Annotated in this window: 17 protein-coding genes and 1 riboswitch; of the genes, 15 read left to right on the top strand and 2 right to left on the bottom strand. The window is 61.7% G+C overall.

All coding sequences use genetic code 11. The annotated features are described in order from the left end of the window. Positions 1 to 195: 195 nt before the first annotated feature. Together PGR6_RS20400 and PGR6_RS20395 are read left to right on the top strand one after the other, a co-directional pair. A complete protein-coding gene (locus tag PGR6_RS20400) occupies positions 196 to 831 on the top strand; it encodes a C40 family peptidase (RefSeq protein ID WP_064619369.1) in 636 nt (211 codons plus the stop codon). Positions 832 to 997: 166 nt separating this feature from the next. Then, complete coding sequence (locus PGR6_RS20395) at positions 998 to 1,534, top strand: C40 family peptidase (RefSeq protein WP_064619367.1); 537 nt, start codon at positions 998 to 1,000, stop codon at positions 1,532 to 1,534. Between the two features lie 128 nt (positions 1,535 to 1,662). Here the strand turns inward: PGR6_RS20395 and PGR6_RS20390 are convergent, their stop codons facing one another. Beyond that, positions 1,663 to 2,976: a PQQ-dependent sugar dehydrogenase gene (locus PGR6_RS20390; protein ID WP_018925126.1), complete on the bottom strand. Its 1,314-nt coding sequence runs from the start codon at positions 2,974 to 2,976 to the stop codon at positions 1,663 to 1,665. A 68-nt stretch (positions 2,977 to 3,044) separates the two neighbouring features. Next, positions 3,045 to 3,629, bottom strand: coding sequence for a hypothetical protein (locus PGR6_RS20385; RefSeq protein ID WP_018925127.1), 585 nt, complete (start codon positions 3,627 to 3,629; stop codon positions 3,045 to 3,047). Between the two features lie 154 nt (positions 3,630 to 3,783). Continuing rightward, positions 3,784 to 4,018, top strand: a riboswitch (cobalamin riboswitch). 81 nt (positions 4,019 to 4,099) lie between these two features. On the opposite strand from PGR6_RS20385, the gene cobO reads away from it, so the two are divergent. The 13 genes from cobO (at position 4,100) to PGR6_RS30550 (ending at position 14,914) form a co-directional block, all read left to right on the top strand. After that, the gene (cobO, locus tag PGR6_RS20380; protein ID WP_064619363.1) at positions 4,100 to 4,711 is read left to right on the top strand and encodes a cob(I)yrinic acid a,c-diamide adenosyltransferase; all 612 of its coding nucleotides are present in this window, start codon (positions 4,100 to 4,102) and stop codon (positions 4,709 to 4,711) included. Beyond that, entirely contained in the window at positions 4,708 to 6,033 is a 1,326-nt protein-coding gene (locus tag PGR6_RS20375; protein ID WP_064619360.1) for a cobyrinate a,c-diamide synthase, read from the top strand. The genes cobO and PGR6_RS20375 overlap by 4 nt, the downstream gene beginning before the upstream one ends. After that, a complete protein-coding gene (bluB, locus tag PGR6_RS20370; RefSeq protein ID WP_018925129.1) occupies positions 6,030 to 6,680 on the top strand; it encodes a 5,6-dimethylbenzimidazole synthase in 651 nt (216 codons plus the stop codon). The genes PGR6_RS20375 and bluB overlap by 4 nt, the downstream gene beginning before the upstream one ends. Continuing rightward, entirely contained in the window at positions 6,677 to 7,585 is a 909-nt protein-coding gene (gene cbiB, locus PGR6_RS20365) for an adenosylcobinamide-phosphate synthase CbiB (protein WP_064619357.1), read from the top strand. The genes bluB and cbiB overlap by 4 nt, the downstream gene beginning before the upstream one ends. Beyond that, positions 7,578 to 8,570: a threonine-phosphate decarboxylase CobD gene (gene cobD, locus PGR6_RS20360; protein WP_064619354.1), complete on the top strand. Its 993-nt coding sequence runs from the start codon at positions 7,578 to 7,580 to the stop codon at positions 8,568 to 8,570. Before cbiB ends, cobD begins: the two co-directional genes overlap by 8 nt. After that, positions 8,567 to 10,018 carry a cobyric acid synthase gene (locus PGR6_RS20355; RefSeq protein ID WP_018925132.1) on the top strand — a complete coding sequence of 484 codons (1,452 nt, stop codon included), beginning with the start codon at positions 8,567 to 8,569 and terminating at the stop codon, positions 10,016 to 10,018. Before cobD ends, PGR6_RS20355 begins: the two co-directional genes overlap by 4 nt. Before the next feature lie 125 nt (positions 10,019 to 10,143). Beyond that, positions 10,144 to 10,665 (top strand): bifunctional adenosylcobinamide kinase/adenosylcobinamide-phosphate guanylyltransferase, encoded by a 522-nt coding sequence (gene cobU, locus PGR6_RS20350; RefSeq protein WP_064619351.1) that lies wholly within the window; start codon positions 10,144 to 10,146, stop codon positions 10,663 to 10,665. Beyond that, on the top strand, positions 10,662 to 11,717 hold the full coding sequence (gene cobT, locus PGR6_RS20345; protein ID WP_018925134.1) for a nicotinate-nucleotide--dimethylbenzimidazole phosphoribosyltransferase: 1,056 nt from the start codon (positions 10,662 to 10,664) through the stop codon (positions 11,715 to 11,717). Before cobU ends, cobT begins: the two co-directional genes overlap by 4 nt. Next, positions 11,714 to 12,289 carry an alpha-ribazole phosphatase family protein gene (gene cobC, locus PGR6_RS20340; protein WP_064619348.1) on the top strand — a complete coding sequence of 192 codons (576 nt, stop codon included), beginning with the start codon at positions 11,714 to 11,716 and terminating at the stop codon, positions 12,287 to 12,289. The genes cobT and cobC overlap by 4 nt, the downstream gene beginning before the upstream one ends. Before the next feature lie 2 nt (positions 12,290 to 12,291). Continuing rightward, positions 12,292 to 13,023 (top strand): adenosylcobinamide-GDP ribazoletransferase, encoded by a 732-nt coding sequence (locus PGR6_RS20335; protein WP_064619345.1) that lies wholly within the window; start codon positions 12,292 to 12,294, stop codon positions 13,021 to 13,023. Between the two features lie 106 nt (positions 13,024 to 13,129). Next, positions 13,130 to 13,534, top strand: a complete 405-nt coding sequence (locus tag PGR6_RS20330; protein WP_007898923.1) for a MarR family winged helix-turn-helix transcriptional regulator — start codon at positions 13,130 to 13,132, stop codon at positions 13,532 to 13,534. A 52-nt stretch (positions 13,535 to 13,586) separates the two neighbouring features. Beyond that, a complete protein-coding gene (locus PGR6_RS20325) occupies positions 13,587 to 14,795 on the top strand; it encodes an MFS transporter (RefSeq protein WP_064619342.1) in 1,209 nt (402 codons plus the stop codon). Continuing rightward, complete coding sequence (locus tag PGR6_RS30550) at positions 14,792 to 14,914, top strand: hypothetical protein (RefSeq protein WP_007936107.1); 123 nt, start codon at positions 14,792 to 14,794, stop codon at positions 14,912 to 14,914. The genes PGR6_RS20325 and PGR6_RS30550 overlap by 4 nt, the downstream gene beginning before the upstream one ends. Positions 14,915 to 14,942 lie beyond the last annotated feature (28 nt).

The following is a 14,942-nucleotide window of genomic DNA, read 5'->3' as shown; positions in this document are numbered from 1 at the left end:
TTCCGGCATATTCCAGGCGTCAACAAATCCGCTTTCCTGCAAGGGAGCAGGCTGCGCAAAGGTTTAAAATGGGCTTAAGCGCTTAGATGGAAACGAGAAACCGATAAGTCACATAAAGATCGATTGAATTTGCAAATGAGATCGATAGCGGGCATAGTCTCGGCTTCTTTACAACTATCAGCCACGGTCGTGCCCATGCTAAATCGCTTCGCACCCCTCGTGCCTCTCGCACTCGTCACCCTGTTGTTCGGTTGCGCTGCTCACTCTCCAGTGTCCCAGCAAGAGCCACAGCATCAGGTTTCAAATTCAGTTACCGCGCAGTCTTCTTCCGTTCTTTTCCAGGAAGAGCTAGCAACCAATAAAGAACTGGCAGACTTCGCCGGGGGCAAGTCGTACCAGCTTCCGGTTCTGGCTGACAGCATCCTCGAACGTGGCATGTCCCTGATCGGTACCCGTTACCGTTTCGGCGGCACCTCCGAGGCAGGCTTCGACTGCAGCGGCTTCATCGGTTATCTGTTTCGTGAAGAGGCTGGCATGAACCTGCCGCGCTCCACTCGCGAAATGATCAACGTTGACGCTCCGCTGGTGGCTCGCAGCGCCCTCAAGCCGGGTGACCTGCTGTTCTTCGCCACCAATGGCCGTCGCGGTCGTGTCAGTCACGCCGGGATCTACGTGGGTGACAACCAGTTCATCCACTCCAGCAGCCGCAAAAGCGGTGGTGTCCGGGTCGATAGCCTGGGCGACAGCTACTGGAGCAAGACCTTCATCGAAGCCAAGCGTGCGCTCGCAATGGCACCGGCTGCAGCGCCTATCGTCACTGCGCGCCAATAAGCGGACAGTTTACAAGGCGAACTTAAAGTCTTACTTGAAGTTTGCCGCGTAGCCGCTAGAATCCTGATCTATTATTGATGGCAAACCGCCTGCGTTCTGCGCAGGCGGTTTTCTTTTCTGTCTTTGTGGCAGAAAAAAGCCGCAGCCAGATCAGGATGTTCTGTTTATGACGATGTCGGCCCGCCTCGCACTCATGTTCTTCGCAGCGCTGCTCAGCGCCTGCGCCAGCCGCACACCGCCACCTGCGCCGGTGGTTCGCGCACCGATTGTTTTCGGTTCTCCCCAAGCCTTTTCCCCTGCGGCAGAAGACGTGCTGTTTCGCGCGCTCGGTCTGGTGGGGACGCCTTATCGTTGGGGCGGCAACACGCCGGATTCCGGGTTCGATTGCAGCGGTTTGATCGGTTACGTCTATCGCGATGTCGCAGGCATTTCCTTGCCGCGGTCCACACGCGAGATGATCGGCATGCAGGCTCCCGACGTCGGCAAGGAAGGCCTGCAAACCGGCGACCTGATTTTCTTTGCCACCAATGGTGGCTCCCAGGTCAGCCATGCCGGGATCTATGTCGGCGAAGGGCGCTTCGTCCATGCACCAGCCACGGGCGGCACGGTCAAGCTGGACAGCTTGTCCAAGGCTTACTGGCAGAAAGCCTACCTGAGCGCCAAGCGCGTCCTGCAGCCCGAGCACTTGGCACATAATCCCTAGGGGTTTGTCATGATCGCTCTGGCGGAGTTGTAGGAGCGAGGCTTGCCCGCGAAGGCGGCAGCACAGTCAACATTGATATCGACTGACACACCGCTTTCGCGGGCAAGCCTCGCTCCTACGGACAGACTTTACTTGGCCGCGGAAACGCGCCAAATCTTGTTCCCCACATCATCCGCCACCAACAAGCCGCCCTGCTGATCGATCACCACGCCCACCGGCCGCCCCATGGCTTTTCCCTCGTCGTTGAGGAAGCCGGTAAGCACATCCAGCGGCTGTCCGCTCGGTTTGCCGGCGCTGAACGGCACGAAAATTACTTTGTAGCCGCTGTGCGGTTTACGGTTCCACGAGCCATGCTGGCCGATGAAGGCGCCTTGGGTGAACGGCGCGGGCAACTTGCTGCCTTCGGCGAACGTCAGGCCCAGCGACGCGGTATGGGGCCCCACCGCGTAGTCCGGTGCAATGGCCTTGGCGACCAGATCAGGGTTTTGTGGCTCGACGCGAACATCGACATGTTGCCCGTAATAGCTGTAAGGCCAGCCATAGAACCCGCCGTCCTTCACTGAAGTGATGTAGTCCGGCACCAGGTCGCTGCCGATTTCGTCACGCTCGTTGACTGCGGTCCACAGTGCGCCGCTTTGTGGCTCCCAGGCCAGGCCGTTCGGGTTGCGAATCCCCGAGGCGAAGATTCGATGGTTGCCGGTGGCGCGATCGACTTCCCAGATCGCCGCGCGACCTTCCTCCTGATCCATGCCGTTTTCACCAACGTTGCTGTTCGAGCCCACGGTGACGTACAGCTTGCTGCCGTCCTTGCTGGCGATGACGTTTTTGGTCCAGTGGTGATTTCGCGTGCCGCCCGGCAAATCGACCACTTTGATTGGCTGTGACTTGATCGCTGTCTCGCCGTTTTCATAGTGAAAACGCAGCAAGCGGTCGGTGTCGGCGACATACAGGTCTTTGCCAACCAGGGTCATGCCGAAAGGCGAGTTGAGGTTTTCCAGGAACACCGTGCGGGTTTCGGCGACGCCGTCGTGGTCCTTGTCCCGCAGCAGAGTGATGCGGTTCGGGCTGGGGACGCCAGCCCCGGCGCGGCCCATGACTTTGCCCATGATCCAGCCGCGAATGCCATTGCTGTCATCGGATTTGGACGGCGCGTTGGTTTCGGCCACCAGTACGTCGCCGTTGGGCAGCACGTAGAGCCAGCGCGGGTGTTCGAGGTTTTCGGCAAACGCTGCTACTTGAGTGCCTGCGGCGGCGACGGGTTTTTTACCCTGAGGCCAGCCGATCGCCGGGGCGATGTTCACCGTCGGGATCAGGGTTTTGTTCGGTTCCGGCAGCTTGGGCGACGGTCCGGTGCCGTCCGAGACTTGCAGGCTGGAGGTTTCACCACAGGCGGCGAGCCCTCCGGCGAGCGCGATGATGAGAATGAGCTGGGGTTTGCGCATTACTGATCTTCCCTATGAATGCATTGACGTAATCATAGAGAAGCGTAAACACCCGATGGTTCAACCGGTCAGCCGCGGGCCTCCTTGAACAGCACGGCGATCCCCGGATGGTAGTTGCCGGCTTCATTGCGCAACTTGCGGTAGGCGTAAGGGAAATACCAGGCCACGGCGCAGGTGTGCTCCTTTTGCAGGTCGTCGAGCATGTCCTGGAGTTCTTCCGGGGTGGCGCTGTGCTGGGCTTTTTGTGGGGCGACAAACAGGCAGCCGAGTTTCAGGTCGCTGGCGTAGCTGATGCGCTTCGCGTCGCTGGTGATGTCCGCCAGTGCCTGGGTCAGGTTCAGGTTGTTGACCCGCGGCCAGCGCTGGGTGGCCTGCAGGTACGCGCGTTCTTCGCTGGTGGCGATAAACAGATCGGCGCGGGCGTTGCGTTCGCCTTCTTCGGTCTGTTTGCGCGACGGTGTTTGCTGCAGCGTGACCATTTCCGCCATCCAGGCTGCGGCAGAGAGCAGGCCGAGGTTGGCGTTTTCGTCGTACCAGTAAGGCGTATCGTTATCGCCGCGCACGGCGTTGTAGCGGTCGATACAGTCAAACCAGCGTTCCAGCACCGGGCGCAGGAATTCCAGCTTCGGATTGCTGATGATCATGCCTTGCATGTGGCTCACCCTTGTTATTGTGTTATGAGGTTGTGGCTCTTTGATATCACTGCTGGCGGTGTGGCACAAGATTGGCGTCAGATAATTGATCAGCGGCAGTTATTCGCCGGAAGGCGTCCCGTCTTTAATTGACGCTCCACCCCCAACCCTCTAACCTTCGCGGCTTGTTTCAGGTGCTCTGTGGCCTTGGTCGACAGAGTGAAACAGGGAAGCCGGTGAGTGGATTTCTTCCAGCGAAGAATGATCACGATCCCGGCGCTGCCCCCGCAACGGTAAATGAGTGAAGACTGTGCCTTGAGCCACTGTGTCGACTGTCGACATGGGAAGGCGCGCAGTTGGCCTTGAGGCCGCTCATGAGCCCGGAGACCGGCCTGATCCATTCAGCGGCATCACGGTGGGCGATGCCAGGCTTCTTGCCGTCTATTCTTGTGCCTGCCCGCCGTTATCCAGCCTCAACGGAGAGCTCCCCCATGACTGATACCCCCGATCGTGACGAACGCCATCTGGCGCGCATGCTGCGCAAAAAAGCCGTGATCGACGAACGCATCGCCAATTCGCCGAATGAATGCGGCCTGCTGCTGGTGCTGAGCGGCAACGGTAAAGGCAAAAGCAGTTCGGCGTTCGGCATGCTTGCGCGCTCCATGGGCCACGGCATGCAATGCGGTGTGGTGCAGTTCATCAAGGGGCGCAGCAGCACCGGCGAGGAGCTGTTCTTCCGGCGTTTCCCGGAGCAGGTGCGTTTTCATGTGATGGGCGAGGGCTTCACCTGGGAAACCCAGGACCGCCAGCGTGACATCGCCGCCGCCGAAGCTGCGTGGGCGGTGTCCCGCGAACTGCTGAGCGATCCGTCGATTGGCCTGGTGGTACTCGATGAATTGAACATCGCCCTCAAGCACGGTTACCTCGATCTCGATCAGGTGCTCAGCGACTTGCAGGCCCGTCCGCCGATGCAGCATGTGGTGGTCACTGGCCGTGCCGCCAAACCGGAGATGATCGAACTGGCTGACACCGTCACCGAAATGGGCATGATCAAGCACGCCTTCCAGGCCGGGATCAAGGCGCAAAAAGGCGTCGAGTTGTGAATCAACCACGTCAATGCCCGGCGGTACTGATTGCCGCGCCGGCCTCCGGTCAGGGCAAGACCACCGTCACCGCCGCGCTCGCCCGTTTGCATCGCAATCAGGGGCGCAAGGTGCGCGTGTTCAAATGCGGCCCGGACTTTCTCGATCCGATGATTCTCGAGCGCGCCAGCGGTGCGCCGGTCTATCAGCTGGACATGTGGATGGTTGGCGAGCAGGAAAGTCGTCGCCTGTTGTGGGAAGCCGCTGGCGAAGCTGACCTGATTCTCATCGAAGGCGTCATGGGGTTGTTCGACGGTACGCCGTCCAGTGCCGACCTGGCGCGGCATTTCGGTGTGCCGGTGCTCGGCGTGATTGACGGCACCGCGATGGCGCAGACGTTTGGCGCACTGGCCCTGGGGCTTGCGCGCTATCAGCCGGATTTGCCGTTTGCCGGTGTGTTGGCCAACCGGGTTGGCACCCTGCGTCATGCGCAATTGCTCGAAGGCAGTCTGACAGAAGGCTTGCGCTGGTACGGCGCGTTGTCCCGGGAGACCGGCATCGAATTGCCGAGTCGGCACCTCGGCCTGGTACAGGCCAGCGAATTGAATGATCTCGATCTGCGCCTCGATGCAGCCGCCGCCTCGCTGGCCAGCAGTTGCGACGTGGCTTTACCGCCTGCCGTGGAATTCGCCGCGCCTGAAGTGATCGCCGCCGAACCATTGCTGGCCGGTGTGCGGATTGCCGTGGCCCGGGACGAAGCCTTTGCATTTACCTACGGCGCGAGCCTGGATCTGCTGCGGGCGATGGGCGCCGAGTTGTCTTTCTTCTCGCCGATCCGCGACAGCGAATTACCAGAGGCAGACAGCCTTTATCTGCCGGGCGGTTACCCTGAATTGCACCATGTGGCGTTGTCACAAAATACGCCAATGCTGATCGCCATTCGCGATCACCACGCAGCGGGCAAACCGTTGCTGGCCGAGTGTGGCGGCATGCTGTACCTGCTGGACTCGTTGACCGATGTCGAGGGTACTCGCGCTGAGCTGGTTGGCTTGTTGACCGGTGATGCGGTGATGCAGAAGCGTCTGGCGGCGTTGGCCTTGCAGGCGGTGGAACTGCCTGAAGGTTTGCTGCGCGGGCACACCTATCACCACTCGCTGACCAGCACCGAGCTTGAGCCGATTGCGCGTGGCCTGAGCCCCAATGGCGGGCGAGGGGCGGAGGCGGTTTATCGTGAGGGGCGGATGACGGCCTCTTATGTGCACTTTTATTTTCCGTCCAATCCGGCGGCGATTGCTGCGTTGTTGGCGCCCGATCGTGAAGCCGTCATCGCGAGCAGGCCATGACAGAAAACGCCTTTTCCGAAGCCGAACGCGATGCGGTCTACCGAGCCATCGGCGAACGCCGTGACATGCGCCACTTCAGCGGCGGCACGGTCGAGCCCGAGTTACTGAGGCGCCTGCTCGAAGCCGCGCACCAGGCGCCGAGCGTCGGCCTGATGCAGCCCTGGCGGTTCATCCGCATCAGCGACCGGGCGCTGCGCGGACAGATCCAGCAACTGGTGGAGGAAGAGCGCGTCCGCACCGCCGAAGCCCTCGGCGAGCGCTCCGACGAATTCATGAAGCTCAAGGTCGAAGGCATCCAAGACTGCGCCGAAGTGCTGGTCGCTGCGCTGATGGACGATCGCGAACGGCATATCTTCGGCCGTCGTACGTTGCCGGAAATGGACATGGCCTCGCTGTCCTGTGCCATCCAGAACCTTTGGCTGGCATCCCGCGCCGAAGGCCTGGGCATGGGCTGGGTGTCGCTGTTCGAACCGCAAGCCTTGGCGAACCTGTTGGGTTTACCGGTCGGGGCCAAGCCTTTGGCCGTTCTTTGCCTGGGGCCGGTCAAGGAATTCTATCCAGCGCCGATGCTGGTACTCGAAGGCTGGGCGCAAGCGCGTCCGCTCAACGAGTTGCTGTATGAAAATTATTGGGGAGTGAGTCAATGAGTGTGGCGTTGTTGAGTGTCGCCGCGGTCGCGCTGGATGCGCTGCTGGGTGAACCCAAACGCTGGCATCCGCTGGTGGCGTTCGGTCGTTTTGCCGATCGCATCGAACAACGTTTCAACTCCGCTGGCCGCGGCTGGCGCAGTCACGGGGTGACGGCCTGGGTGATGGCGGTCGTGCCGCTGACCTTGCTGGTCACCGCGCTGTCCTGGGCACCTTATGTTGGCTGGATCGTCGAGATTCTCGCGCTCTATTGCGCGCTTGGCATGCGCAGCCTCGGCGAGCATGTCGAGCCGGTGGCCAAGGCCCTGCGCAGCGATGATCTGGTTGAGGCGCGCACACGTGTCGGTTATCTGGTCAGCCGCCAGACCAGCGAACTGGACAAAACCGAAGTCGCCCGCGCCGCCACCGAATCGGTGTTGGAGAACGGCAGCGATGCAGTGTTCGCCGCGCTGTTCTGGTTTGCCGTGGCGGGTGCGCCCGGTGTGGTGCTCTATCGTCTGAGCAACACCCTGGATGCGATGTGGGGTTATCGCAACGAACGCTTCGAGCGTTTCGGCTGGGCTGCCGCAAAGATCGACGATGTCCTCAACTACATTCCTGCACGCCTGGTGGCGTTGACCTACGCGCTGTTGGGCAAAACCCGACTGGCGCTGAAATGCTGGCGCATCCAGGGGCCGACCTGGGACAGCCCGAATGCCGGGCCGGTGATGGCGGCTGGTGCCGGTGCGTTGGGTGTCGAGTTGGGCGGGGCGGCGATTTATCACGGCGAACTGCATCAGCGTCCGCAGTTGGGCGAAGGCGTGCCGGCGGATGCCGATTCCATCGACCGTGGCTGGCAATTGGTCCAGCGCGGGGTATGGTTATGGCTGCTGATTCTCTGCGTGGGGGCTGAATTCTATGCTTGAACACGGTGGCCGGTTGCGCAAGGCAGCACTTGAATACGGTATCGCCGAAGCCGATTGGCTCGACCTGTCCAGTGGTCTTGCGCCCTGGCCATTCCCGGTTCCGGACATCCCGCTGCGGGCCTGGGCACGCCTGCCGGAAAACGATGACGGTCTGGAGCAAGCCGCTTGCGACTATTACGGTGCGGCCCAGGTGTTGCCCGTGGCCGGTTCGCAAATGGCGATTCAGTTGCTGCCGCGTTTGCGCCGGGCCGGCAAGGTCGGTGTGCTGTCTCCGTGTTACGCCGAGCACGCCGAAGCCTGGCGTCGCAACGGTTATGTCGTGCGTGAAGTCCTGGAGTCGGAAGTCGATTTTTTTCTCGACAACCTGGACGTGCTGGTGGTGGTCAATCCGAACAATCCCACGGGTCTGAGCCTGACCCCGGCCCGCCTGCTGGATTGGCATGCGCGGCTGGCCCAGCGCGGTGGCTGGTTGGTGGTGGACGAGGCGTTCATGGACAACACACCGCATTTGAGTCTGGCGCCGTTCACCAACCAGATCGGCTTGATCGTGCTGCGTTCCTTCGGCAAGTTTTTCGGCCTGGCCGGTGTGCGGCTAGGGTTTGTGCTGGCCGAGCGCAAGTTGCTCAAACTGTTGGCCGAGCAGGTCGGGCCTTGGGCGGTCAGTGGGCCGACCCGCGTCCTGGGCCAGGCGTGCCTGACGGATACGGACGGGCACACCCGACAGCGCATTCGCACTGACGAAGCTGGCGAGCGTCTGGCGTTGCTGCTTGAGCAGTATGGTTTCAAACCTCAGGGCGGTTGCGCGTTGTTCCAGTGGCTGATCACCGAGCGCGCCCAAGCGCTGCATGAATTCATGGCCCGGCGTGGCATTCTGCTGCGGTTGTTCACCCACAACAGCAGCCTGCGTTTTGGTTTACCTGCGGATGAAGCGGACTGGTCGCGCCTCGAACAAGCCCTGCAAATCCATGCCAAGGAAAACCCATGACAACGTTGATGGTGCAAGGCACCACATCCGATGCCGGTAAAAGCACACTGGTGACGGCACTGTGTCGCTGGGTCACGCGCCAAGGCGTGAGCGTGGTGCCGTTCAAGCCGCAGAACATGGCCCTCAACAGTGCGGTGACCGCCGACGGTGGCGAGATAGGTCGCGCTCAGGCGGTGCAGGCCCAGGCTTCAAACCTTGAACCGCACACCGACATGAACCCGGTGCTGCTTAAACCCAACAGTGATACCGGCGCCCAAGTGATCATCCATGGCCGCGCCGTCACCACCATGAATGCGGTCGCCTATCACGACTACAAAGCCATCGCCATGCAGGCGGTGCTGGCCTCCCATGAACGGCTGAGCGCGGCGTATCCGCTGGTGATGGTTGAAGGGGCGGGCTCGCCGGCCGAGATCAACCTGCGCGCCGGCGACATCGCCAACATGGGGTTTGCCGAGGCGGTGGACTGCCCGGTGGTGCTGATTGCCGACATCAATCGCGGCGGAGTTTTCGCGCATTTGGTCGGTACGCTGGAGCTGCTGTCGCCGAGCGAACAGGCGCGGGTCAAAGGCTTCATCATCAACCGTTTTCGCGGCGATATCGCCTTGCTGCAACCGGGGCTGGACTGGCTGGAAGCGCGCACCGGCAAACCAGTGATCGGCGTGTTGCCTTATGTGATGGACCTGCATCTTGAGGCCGAGGACGGCCTCGATCAACGTCAGACCGACAAGGCCGATCAAGTACTCAACGTGGTGGTGCCGGTACTGCCGCGCATCAGCAACCACACCGATTTCGATCCACTGCGCCTGCATCCGCAAGTGGACCTGCAATTCATCGGCCCTGGCCAGGCGATTCCACCGGCCGACCTGATGATTCTCCCGGGTTCGAAAAGCGTACGCAGCGACCTCGCGTACCTGCGGAGCAACGGCTGGGACTCGGCGATCGCGCGGCACTTGCGCTACGGCGGCAAAGTGCTGGGAATCTGCGGCGGCCTGCAAATGCTCGGTGAGCAGGTGCATGACCCGCTGGGCCTCGAAGGCGCGCCGGGTTCCAGTGCCGGTTTGGGTTTGCTGGCGTTCGAAACGCAGCTCGAAGAAGAGAAGCAGTTGCGCAACGTACGTGGGCGTCTGGCGCTGGAAGATGCGCAGGTCAGCGGCTATGAAATTCATGCCGGCGTGACCACCGGGCCGGCGCTGGAAAACGCCGCCGTGCAGCTGGACGATGGTCGCAGCGATGGTGCGCAAAGTGCCGATGGGCAGATTTTCGGTACGTACCTGCATGGCCTGTTCGAATCACCGGCGGCGTGCAGTGCACTGTTGCGTTGGGCTGGTTTGCAGGAGGTGCAGGAGGTGGATTACCACGGGTTGCGCGAGCGCGATATCGAGCGGTTGGCGGATCTGGTGGAGAAGCATCTGGATACCTCGCTGTTGCGTGAGCTCTGCGGTTTTTGAGGTGATTTTGAGGATGCCTTCGCGGGCAAGCCTCGCTCCTACAGGGGAAACGCATATTCCGTGCAGGAGCGAGGCTTGCCCGCGAAGAGACCCGTCACTACACCGCACATTTGAAGGAATGAACCATGCTGCAACTGATCCTCGGCGGCGCCCGCTCCGGCAAAAGTCGTCTGGCTGAAAAGCTGGCGACTGACAGTCAGCTCCACGTCACTTACATCGCCACCAGCCAACCCCTGGACGGTGAAATGAACGAGCGGGTGGCCCATCACCGTGCCCGTCGTCCGGCCGAATGGGCGTTGATCGAGGAACCGCTGGAGCTGGCCCGCGTACTGCGCGAAAGCGCCGGCGTCGACCGTTGCGTGCTGGTGGATTGCCTGACGCTGTGGCTGACCAATCTGCTGATGCTCGACGACGCCGAGCGCCTGTCGGCCGAGCGCGAGGCCCTGCTGGACTGCCTGGCATCGTTGCCGGGTGAAATCATTTTTGTCAGCAACGAGACCGGAATGGGTGTCGTGCCGCTGGGCGAATTGACTCGCCGCTATGTCGATGAAGCCGGTTGGCTGCATCAAGCCTTGGCCGAGCGCTGCCAACGTGTCGTCCTGACCGTCGCCGGCCTGCCCCTGACTTTGAAAGGAACTGCATTATGACTCACACCTGGTGGCTGAACCCGTGCAAGCCAATCGATGCACAAGTGGTCGAACAGGCGCAGGCGCGTCAACAGCAACTGACCAAGCCTGCCGGTTCCCTCGGCCAGCTCGAAGCGGTGGCGGTGCAACTGGCCGGGTTGCAGGGGCAGGTCAAGCCGACCCTCGATCAGCTGTGGATCGCGATTTTTGCCGGTGACCATGGCGTGGTCGCCGAAGGGGTGTCGGCGTTTCCGCAGGAAGTCACCGGACAGATGCTGCACAACTTCGTCAGCGGCGGCGCGGCGATCAGCGTGTTGGCGCGGCAGTTGGGCGCGTCCCTTGAAGTAGTCGACCTCGGCACCGTTACGCCGTCATTGAATCTGCCGGGTGTGCGTCACCTGAACGTCGGCCCGGGCACGGCGAATTTCGTCCAGGGCCCGGCGATGACTCAGGCCCAGGGCGAACTCGCCTTGCAGGCTGGTCGCGACAGTGTGCAGCGCGCCATTGCAGCAGGCGCGCAGTTGTTCATCGGCGGCGAAATGGGCATCGGCAACACCACGGCGGCCAGCGCCTTGGCTTGTGCTTTGCTCGATTGCCCGGTGGTGCACCTGGCCGGGCCGGGCACCGGCCTGAACGCTGCAGGTGTCAGCCATAAAGCCCAGGTCATCGAACGCGCCTTGGCGTTGCATGGTGCTCAGCGTGGCGATGCGCTGCAAACCTTGTTCAACCTCGGCGGTTTCGAAATCGCTGCGCTGGTTGGCGCGTACCTGGCTTGTGCTCAGGAAGGTGTCGCGGTGTTGGTCGACGGGTTTATTTGCAGCGTCGCCGCGCTGGTGGCGGTGCGTCTGAATCCGGCCTGTCGTGAGTGGTTGCTGTTCGGTCATCGTGGTGCCGAGCCAGGTCATCGCCATGTGCTGGAAACCCTGAACGCCGAACCGTTGCTGGACCTCGGTCTGCGGTTGGGCGAGGGCAGTGGTGCGGCGTTGGCCGTGCCATTGTTGCGCCTGGCCTGCGACCTGCACGGACAGATGGCAACATTCGCCGAAGCCGCAGTGGCGGATCGCCCGGCATGACCTTGCGCCTGGACCTGTTGCGTCATGGCGAAACCGAACTCGGTGGCGGCCTGCGCGGCAGCCTCGATGACGCGCTGACCGGCAAGGGCTGGGAGCAGATGCGCGCTGCGGTGGTTGAGCAGGGCCCTTGGGATCGCTTGGTCAGCTCGCCGTTGCAGCGTTGCGCACGCTTTGCTGAAGAGCTTGGGGCGCAATTGGGGCTGCCGGTGCAGCTGGAAAAGGATCTGCAAGAGCTGCACTTCGGCGTCTGGGAAGGACAGAGCGCCGCGGCGCTGATGGAAACCAGTGCCGAGGCATTGGGCTTGTTCTGGGCCGATCCCTATTCGTTTACGCCGCCTGATGGTGAGCCGGTTGCCGACTTTTCGACGCGGGTGTTGGCGGCCGTTGAGCGGTTACACGCGGTCTATGCGGGTGAGCGGGTCCTGCTGATCAGTCATGGCGGCGTCATGCGATTGTTGCTGGCGCAAGCGCGCGGATTGCCGCGTGAGCAATTGCTCAACGTTGAGGTCGGCCATGGCGCGTTGTTCTCGTTGACGGTTGAATCCGGCGCCTTGTTAAGGGAAGCGATCTGATCATGTTGCCGTTCTGGATCGCCCTGCAATTTCTCAGCAGCCTGCCGATTCGCCTGCCGGGCATGCCAACGCCCGAGGAATTGGGCCGGTCGCTGCTGTTTTATCCGCTGGTCGGCGTGCTGTTCGGTGCCATTCTGTGGGCGTTGAACGGGCTGTTGCAGGGCGCGCCGTTGTTGCTTCATGCCGCACTGTTATTGACTGTGTGGGTGTTGCTCAGCGGAGCGTTGCACCTGGATGGCCTGGCCGATAGCGCCGATGCGTGGCTCGGTGGTTATGGCGACCGTGAGCGCACTCTCACGATCATGAAAGACCCACGCAGTGGGCCGATCGCGGTGGTGACGCTGGTGCTGGTGTTGCTGCTCAAGTTCGCCGCGTTGCTGGCGTTGATCGAGCAGCAGCACAGCGTGGTGTTGATCATCGTTCCACTGATTGCCCGCAGCGCGCTGTTGGGATTATTCCTGACCACACCTTACGTGCGTCCCGGTGGATTGGGGCAGGCGCTGGCCGATCATCTGCCGCGTTTGGCCGGGAAACAGGTGTTGGTGATCAGTGCGGTGGCCTGTGTGTTGATCGCGGGCCTCAGCGGTGTGTGGGCGCTTGCGCTGGCAGCTGTGGTGTTTGTCTGGTTGCGGCAAGTCATGATGCGACGATTGGGCGGGACGACTGGCGACACTGCCGGGGCGTTGCTGGAATTGCTGGAAGTGGCGCTGCTGGTGGGGTTGGCGCTGCTGTGAATTCCTGTGGGGGAGCGGGCAAGTCGGATCGCGGCGCTGCTCGTTCTTACAGGTAAAATGTGTCGAAATATTTGCTTTCATTTAACCGCGGGTATATACACGCACCATGCTTCCTTCTCAATGTTTGTGCACTAACCTGCGTCGCGCCGCTCGTGGCGTCAGCAGGCATTACGACGGCGCGCTCGACGGCTTCGGGATCAACGTTGCCCAGTATTCTCTGCTGTGCAACCTGCAGCGTCTGGATCAGCCGAGCATCTCGACACTGGCCGAGGCCATGGGCCTGGATCGCAGCACCCTGGGGCGCAATCTACGGGTGCTGGAAGGTGAAGGTCTGGTGACACTGGTCGAGGGCGAAGACATGCGCAATCGCATCGTCCTGCTCACCGAGACAGGGCGCGAACGTCTGGCAGCGGCCTTGCCGGCCTGGGAAGCGGCGCAACAGCGGTTGATCGACCGTCTGGGTGCCGAGAAGCGTGAAACCTTGCTGAAACTGCTGGACGAACTGGCTTGAGGCCAGTTTTTTCGATCTTAAGCGGGTATATACCCGCTACCGGAGAACAACAATGACATCGATGTGGCGTACGTGCGGTTGGGTGCTGTTGGGCAGTGCGCTGATTCTGGCGTTGTCCCTGGGGGTGCGACACGGCTTCGGGTTGTTTCTGGCGCCGATGAGTGCCGAATTCGGCTGGGGTCGCGAAGTGTTTGCCTTCGCCATTGCCCTGCAGAACCTGATCTGGGGCCTGGCGCAGCCATTCACCGGCGCATTGGCCGACCGCTTTGGCGCCGCAAAGGTGGTGTTGATCGGTGGTGTTCTGTACGCCCTGGGCCTGATGTTCATGGGGTTGTCCGATTCGGCGGTGACCTTGTCCTTGAGCGCCGGGTTGTTGATCGGTATCGGTCTGTCCGGCACCTCGTTCTCGGTGATCCTTGGCGTGGTCGGCCGTGCCGTACCACCGGAAAAACGCAGTATGGGCATGGGGATCGCCAGTGCTGCCGGTTCCTTCGGTCAATTCGCCATGTTGCCCGGCACGCTGGGGCTGATCGGCTGGCTGGGCTGGTCTGCGGCATTGCTGGTGCTGGGCCTGCTGGTGGCGCTGATCGTGCCGCTGGTGAGCATGCTTAAAGACAAGCCGTTGCCGGTGCTCGGGCATGAGCAAACCCTCTCTGAAGCGCTACACGAAGCCTGCTCCCATTCAGGGTTCTGGTTGTTGGCGTTCGGCTTTTTTGTCTGCGGTTTTCAAGTGGTGTTCATCGGTGTGCACTTGCCGGCGTATCTAGTGGATCAACACCTGCCAGCCTCCGTCGGCACCACGGTGCTGGCGCTGATCGGGCTGTTCAATATCTTCGGTACCTATACCGCAGGCTGGCTCGGCGGACGGATGTCCAAACCGCGCTTGCTCACCGCTCTGTATCTGTTGCGGGCGGTGGTGATTGCACTGTTCCTCTGGGCACCCGTCACTCAGGTCACGGCCTATTTGTTCGGCATGGCCATGGGTTTCCTCTGGCTGTCGACGGTGCCCTTGACCAACGGCACGGTGGCAACCTTGTTTGGTGTCCGAAATCTGTCCATGCTCGGCGGGATTGTTTTCCTGTTCCACCAGTTGGGCTCGTTCCTCGGCGGCTGGTTGGGCGGGGTGGTGTATGACCGAACCGGGAGCTACGACTTGATCTGGCAGGTGGCGATTCTCTTGAGTCTGATGGCCGCAGCCCTGAACTGGCCAGTACGGGAGCAGCCGGTGGCGCGCCTGCAAACCCAGGTGAGTGCCGCATGAACAGTCTTTGGCCGCGGATGGCAGCCATCGCCGTCGGCGTATTGCTGCTGGCCCTGGTTTGGTGGGGCTGGCATCAGGGTGGGCTGGCATTGATGCAGCTGGGCATGGGTGCTTGCTAGCGAGCTGCTTGCTAGCGAGCGGCGAAGG

The sequence above is a fragment of the Pseudomonas sp. GR 6-02 genome, assembly GCF_001655615.1.
Lineage (GTDB): Bacteria > Pseudomonadota > Gammaproteobacteria > Pseudomonadales > Pseudomonadaceae > Aquipseudomonas.
This window is presented reverse-complemented; position numbering and strand designations above follow the sequence as displayed.